Genomic DNA, 6,508 nt, shown 5'->3' with positions numbered 1-6,508 from the left:
CGACACCAAGTACCTCGACGACATCTGTGAGTTCGACGTCCCCGCCAAGCTCGACGACGACGTCAGCGCCGAGATCCGGGAACTGGCCGTCCGCGCCTTCCGTGCCCTCGACTGCCAGGGGCTGGCGCGGGTCGACTTCTTCGTTACCGCCGACGGGCCGGTCATCAACGAGATCAACACGATGCCCGGTTTCACGTCGATCTCGATGTTCCCCCGGATGTGGGAAGCCGCGGGCGTCGAGGTACTTGGTGTCGAAGTCGTAGAAGGCGGACTCGTCACCGTCGGTGTCGGGCATCCGGATCTCGGCGACGACGCTCGCCCGGACGTCACCGTTCGGGAACTCGAGCACACCGCACTCGACCTCGCGGCCGACGACGCCGGATTCGACGATCACCTTCGGATCGTGGGACCGCGCGTGCGCCACCGCGGCGTCGAGGTCCGCCCAGTCCGCGACGCGGGTGATCCCGATCGACGAGCCACCGCGGGCCGGCTTGACGAACACGGGCAGCCCGAGCTGCTCCTTCTGGTCGTCGGTGAGCGTCGGGGTGCCCGGGCGCAGCACCACTTGGAACCCGACGGGCAGTCCCTCGGCCGCGAGCAGCTTCTTCGTGAATTCCTTGTCCATACCCGCGGCACTGGCCAGGACGCCCGGGCCCACGTACGGGATGCCCGCGAGTTCGAGCAGGCCCTGGATCGTGCCGTCCTCGCCGTACGCGCCGTGCAGGACGGGGAACACCACGTCTACCGACGCGAGAACCTGGCCGGCCTGCGTCTCGTCAAGGCTCACCAGCGCGCCCGCACGGGTGGGGTCCGCCGTCAGCGCCAGGGCCGTGCCCTCCGCGTCGACGGTCGGCATCGATCGATCACGGATCGCGAGGTCTGCCGGATCCGCGGAACCCAGGACCCAGGCACCGTCCGTGGTTATCCCGATCGGTACCACTTCGTACCGGTCCGGGTCGAGGTTCCTCAGGACACTGCCGGCGGAGACACAGGACACCGAATGCTCGTTACTGCGGCCACCGAAGACGACGGCGACCCTGGTACGCGGATTATTCACGCCCCAAACCGTACCGTCGAGGGCGCCGCCGCATCGAACCGACCGAGTATGCCGATCCCGGTCGCCGGCGACCTATTCGGGTTTGATGCGGCGACCCAACAGCAGGCCGACGGCGTCGTGCACGGACATCCCCTCGTGACACACCCGGTGGACCGCGTCCGTCAGCGGCATCTCGACGCCGTGTGCGGCCGCCAGAGCACGCACCGACGTGCAGGACTTGACGCCCTCGGCGATCTGCCCGTTGGTCGCAGCCTGCGCGCTCTCGAGGGAACCACCGAGCCCCAGGCGCTCACCGAACGAACGGTTGCGCGACAGCGGGGAGGCGCAGGTCGCGACCAGGTCGCCGACGCCGGCGAGCCCGGCCAGGGTGGCCGCATTGGCGCCGAGCGCGACGCCGAGGCGGATGATCTCGGCCAGCCCCCGGGTGATGAGCGTCGCGATCGTGTTCTCGCCCAAACCGATTCCCGACGCCATCCCGCACGCCAGTGCGATGACGTTCTTGCAGGCGCCACCGATCTCGCAGCCGATCACATCGGTGTTGGTGTACGGCCGGAAATATCCTGTGGCACAAGCCTTCTGCACAGCCATGGCACGCGCCTCGTCGGAACACGCGACCACCGTGGCGGCAGGCTGACCCAACGCGATCTCTCGCGCCAGATTGGGCCCCGACAGGACCGCGACCCGCGACGGATCCACCTGGGCCACCTGCGAGATGACCTCACTCATCCGCAGCAACGTCACACTCTCGATGCCCTTCGCCAGACTGAGCAACGTCGCATCCGGACCGATGGCCCCGGCCCAACCCTGCAGGTTGTCACGCAGCGACTGCGACGGCACGGCCAGCACGACGATGTCGGCGCCGTCGAGGGCCGCCTCGTGATCGGCAGTCGCGGACAACCCCGACGGAAGGACGATCCCCGGCAGATAGTCCGGATTCTCGTGCCGGGACATGATCGCATCGGCCACCTCGGGCCGCCTCGACCACAGGGTCACGTCCGTGCCCGCATCCGCGAGCACCTTCGCGAACGCCGTCCCCCACGACCCCGCCCCCAGTACCGCTGCTCTGCTCACGCCGTCCGCTCCGATCTGCGCTCACCGCTCGCGCCGTTCACTGCCCACATCGCTCCGCCGTCGACGCTGCTCACGCCGCTCACTGCTGTGCAACACGATATCTCCCCGGCCCCTCCGCTCGCCGGTCGCGAGCCATCGACGACACGACTGGCAAGATTGCGTCCTATGAAGTCGGAGCACCGATCGCCACGAGCGGTGCACACCCATGTCCTGATCGCGGTCAAGGAGCTGCGGCTCGCCAAGTCACGGCTCGCCGAATCGCTGTCGGCCGACGACCGGACCGACCTCGTCGTCGCGATGCTGCACGACACGCTGGCCACCCTCGTCGGCGCGGGCGTCGGGCCCGGACCCGACGATCCGTTCTCGGGAATCACCGTCGTGACGCCCGATCCGACGGTGGCGACGATCGCGGACCTGTACGGCGTACGCCATCTCCCCGACCCGGCCCGCGTGCACTCCGGGGAGTCGAGCCTCAATGCCGCCCTGGCCGCGGCCGAGGCCTCCGTGCCGACCGATCCCGACCTGACGGATCTGGTGGCGCTGCAAGCGGATCTGCCGGCCCTGTCGGCGGACGAGTTGCTCGAAGCACTCGCGGCCGCCCGGAAGGTGGGACGAGCGATCGTCGTCGACCACACCGGCACCGGCACCGCGGCGCTCTTCGCGTGCGGGCCGGGTAGCGCACTGGATCCACGGTTCGGCACCAATTCCGCTGCCCACCACATCGCGTCCGGCGCGCACAGGCTCGACGGCGACTGGCCCGGACTGCGCCAGGACGTGGACACCGTCGCGGATCTCGCCGCGGCCGCACAACTGAGCCTCGGACCGGCCACACGTGCAGCGCTCGAGCACATGGGGTGTACGCCCGGTGTCCGGCAGTCCCGATCGGGGTGAACTGCGTGTGATCGATTGTCGCGCCTGCAATTCTCGAGGGATGATCGAGGAGTGAGCAACGGGAGAGCACTCGATCGACACACAGACTCCGAACGGGCAACCGAGGACGGCTCCGGCGGGACTCGCGGAGTTCCGACCGGAAGCCCCGAAGGGGGCCGCTACCCGATCATCCCCACCGCGCCTCCGGCTGCCACCCCCGACGGAGCCGACGACATCGGCCTGCCCGCCGCCCGCTACCTCAATCGCGAGCTGAGCTGGCTCGACTTCAACTCCCGTGTCCTCGCACTCGCCGAGGACACGTCGCTGCCGCTGCTCGAGCGCGCCAAGTTCCTCGCGATCTTCGCGTCCAACCTCGACGAGTTCTACATGGTTCGCGTGGCCGGCCTCAAGCGACGGGACGAGACCGGCCTGTCCGTACGGTCGGCGGACGGGCTCTCACCGCGCGAACAGCTGGCACTGATCGGAGCCCGGACCCAGGAGATCTCGTCCAAGCACGCACAGGTGTTCCTCGACTCGGTGCGTCCCGCGCTCGCCGAGGAGGGCATCTCGATCATCGGCTGGCCCGAACTCGACGCCCAGGAACGCAGCAAGCTCTCCGACCACTTCCACGAGCAGGTCTTCCCGGTACTCACACCGCTCGCCGTCGATCCCGCGCACCCGTTCCCGTACATCAGTGGTCTCAGCCTGAATCTTGCGGTGACGGTGAAGGATGCCGCCACCGGAGGCGAGCACTTCGCCCGGGTGAAGGTGCCCAACAACGTCGACCGCTTCGTCCGCGTCAAGCGCACCGGTGACGCACCCGGGGCCATCGCGGCGTTCCTGCCGACCGAGGACCTCATCGCCGCGCACCTCGACGTGCTGTTCCCCGGCATGGAAGTGGTGGAGCACCACGCCTTCCGAGTCACGCGCAACGCGGATTTCGAGGTCGAGGAAGATCGCGACGAGGATCTCCTCCAGGCACTCGAGCGTGAGCTCGCACGCCGCCGGTTCGGCTCCCCCGTCCGGCTGGAAGTCGCCGACGACATGACCGAACACATGCTCGAACTGCTGTTGCGCGAGCTCGATGTCGACCCCGGCGACGTGATCCAAGTACCTGGGCTACTTGATCTTTCGTCGTTGTGGCAGGTCTACGGCGTGGATCGACCCCAGCTCAAGGACGCCCCGTTCGTACCGGCCACCCACCCCGCTTTCGGTGAGCGAGAGACACCGAAGAGCGTGTTCTCGACGCTGCGCGACGGCGACGTCCTGGTGCAACACCCCTACGATTCGTTCTCGACCAGCGTCCAGCGGTTCATCGAGCAGGCGGCGGCGGACCCCCAGGTCCTCGCGATCAAACAGACGCTCTATCGCACCTCCGGTGACTCACCGATCGTCAACGCACTCGTCGCGGCCGCGGAGGCCGGCAAGCAGGTGGTCGCCCTCGTCGAGATCAAGGCTCGATTCGACGAGCAGGCCAACATCAAGTGGGCCCGCAAGCTGGAACAGGCCGGCGTCCACGTCGTGTACGGACTCGTGGGTCTGAAGACGCACTGCAAGACCTGCCTGGTCGTCCGCCGTGAAGGTTCGACGATCCGCCGGTACTGCCACATCGGCACGGGCAACTACAACCCCAAGACCGCGCGCCTCTACGAGGACGTGGGACTGCTGACCGCGGCACCCGAGATCGGCGCCGACCTCACGGACCTGTTCAACTCGCTCACCGGCTACTCCCGGAAGTCCCAGTACCGCAACCTCCTGGTCGCGCCGTACGGCGTCCGCGCCGGGATCATCGAGCGCATCGAAGCCGAGATCGAGCACAAGAACGCCGGACGCGAATCCGGGATCCGCCTCAAAGCCAACGCTCTCGTCGACGAACAAGTGATCGATGCGCTCTACCGCGCCTCGAGGGCCGGTGTCCCGGTCCGCGTCGTCGTCCGCGGCATCTGCGCGCTGAAGCCCGGAGTTCCGGGGCTGAGCGAGAACATCGAGGTCCGCTCGATCCTCGGACGCTTCCTCGAGCATTCCAGAATCATGCACTTCCGCGGCGCCGACGAATTCTGGATCGGCAGTGCCGACATGATGCACCGCAACCTCGATCGGCGCGTCGAGGTGATGGCACAGGTCAAGGATCCTCGGCTCACCCGACAGCTCGACGAGATCTTCGAATCCGCACTGGACCCCACCACGCGGTGCTGGGTCCTGCAGTCCGACGGCAGTTGGCTCGCGGCGCCGGCGCGCGGCGAGAAGGTCCGCGAACATCAGGAGGAGATGATGCGCCGTCGGCGGTCCTCCAGCGCCTGAGCAGGATCCACCACGGCCTCCGGGCACCGCGAGAGCCGTGGCCGAAGGAAGGAACGAAGCCGTTGAGTCGTGAGAAGTCGAGCACCGACAAGCCGAGCCATGACAAACCTGTCAAGGCGAACATTTTCGCGGCGGGCGCAGTTTTGTGGCGTAAGTCTCCGACAAATCCGTATGAGATCGAAATCGCTCTCATACACCGCCCTCGATATGACGATTGGTCATTTCCCAAGGGCAAACTCGACCCCGGTGAAACGGCGATCGTCGCGGCAGTTCGTGAGATCCACGAAGAGACCGGGATAACAGCACAATTGGGGCGACATCTATCACGTGTGACATATCCGATACCCGGCCATCGCAAGCTCAAGAGAGTCGAGTACTGGGCAGCGGAAGCCGCGACCGGCCAGTTCACCCCAAACGACGAGGTCGACGAACTACGTTGGCTGGCACCCGATCGCGTCCCGGACCAACTGTCCTACCCGATGGACCGGACGATCCTGCGACGATTCATGCAGATCCCGCCCGACACCACCACGGTCCTCCTGGTCCGGCACGCCAAGGCCGGTAGCAGCAAGAACCATAGCGGGGACGACACCGTGCGCCCCCTCGACCCGAAGGGCCTGGTCCAGGCGGAAGCCCTTGTCCCTCAACTACAGGCGTTCGGGGCCAGCGAGATCTCGTCGGCCGACCGCACGCGCTGTACCCAGACGGTCGAACCCCTGGCCCGAGCGCTGGGGACACCGATCCGCATCGAGCCGCTGCTCTCCGAGGAGGGCTACGCCGCGGATCCTGCGGGCGCACGGGCCCGTGCGCGGAAGATCGCGGCGATGGGGGGTGTGCAGGTGATCTGCAGTCAGGGCGGGGTCATTCCCGATCTGATGGAGTGGTGGGCGGAACGCGACGGCATCCAACTCCCCCCGGCCCGGAACCGCAAGGCCAGCACGTGGGTGTTGTCACTGTCCGGGGGACGCCTCGTTGCCGCGGACCACATCGACAGTCCACTGCCGGTCGTTCGCAATACCGACTGACCCGAATCCCCATCTGGTACAACAGGAAACACAACACGGCGGCCACGGGAGAGATCCCGTGGCCGCCGTGTCAGTTACGGAGAGTTCCGTAGGCGCCGAGGCGCCCGCGGTGTCACTTACGCGCAGCGCGCTTGGCCGGAGCCTTGGTCGCGGTCTTCTTCGCGGCAGTCTTCTTCGCCACGGT

General features: G+C 67.3%; 4 protein-coding genes and 2 pseudogenes. 4 read left to right on the top strand and 2 right to left on the bottom strand.

Annotated elements, in window-relative coordinates; all coding sequences use genetic code 11:
- Positions 1–22: 22 nt before the first annotated feature.
- A pseudogene (locus tag IJ15_RS25760) lies at positions 23–181 on the top strand (D-alanine--D-alanine ligase A); the annotation flags it as partial.
- Positions 182–235: 54 nt separating this feature from the next.
- On the opposite strand, the pseudogene IJ15_RS0123575 reads toward IJ15_RS25760, so the two are convergent.
- Together IJ15_RS0123575 and IJ15_RS0123570 are read right to left on the bottom strand one after the other, a co-directional pair.
- Positions 236–1,057, bottom strand: a pseudogene (locus IJ15_RS0123575) (D-alanine--D-alanine ligase family protein); the annotation flags it as partial.
- Positions 1,058–1,129: 72 nt separating this feature from the next.
- Positions 1,130–2,128 carry an NAD(P)H-dependent glycerol-3-phosphate dehydrogenase gene (locus tag IJ15_RS0123570; protein WP_031940780.1) on the bottom strand — a complete coding sequence of 333 codons (999 nt, stop codon included), beginning with the start codon at positions 2,126–2,128 and terminating at the stop codon, positions 1,130–1,132.
- 165 nt (positions 2,129–2,293) lie between these two features.
- Here IJ15_RS0123570 and cofC point away from each other — a divergent pair, with 165 nt between their 5' ends.
- From cofC to IJ15_RS0123555, 3 genes are all read left to right on the top strand, one after another.
- Entirely contained in the window at positions 2,294–3,019 is a 726-nt protein-coding gene (gene cofC / locus IJ15_RS0123565; protein WP_031940779.1) for a 2-phospho-L-lactate guanylyltransferase, read from the top strand.
- Positions 3,020–3,070: 51 nt separating this feature from the next.
- Entirely contained in the window at positions 3,071–5,299 is a 2,229-nt protein-coding gene (locus IJ15_RS0123560; protein WP_031940778.1) for an RNA degradosome polyphosphate kinase, read from the top strand.
- Between the two features lie 62 nt (positions 5,300–5,361).
- Positions 5,362–6,324, top strand: a complete 963-nt coding sequence (locus tag IJ15_RS0123555) for a bifunctional NUDIX hydrolase/histidine phosphatase family protein (protein WP_051919583.1) — start codon at positions 5,362–5,364, stop codon at positions 6,322–6,324.
- Positions 6,325–6,508: the final 184 nt, after the last annotated feature.

It is taken from the genome of Prescottella defluvii (genome assembly GCF_000738775.1).
Classification (GTDB): Bacteria; Actinomycetota; Actinomycetes; order Mycobacteriales; family Mycobacteriaceae; genus Prescottella; species Prescottella defluvii.
This window is presented reverse-complemented; position numbering and strand designations above follow the sequence as displayed.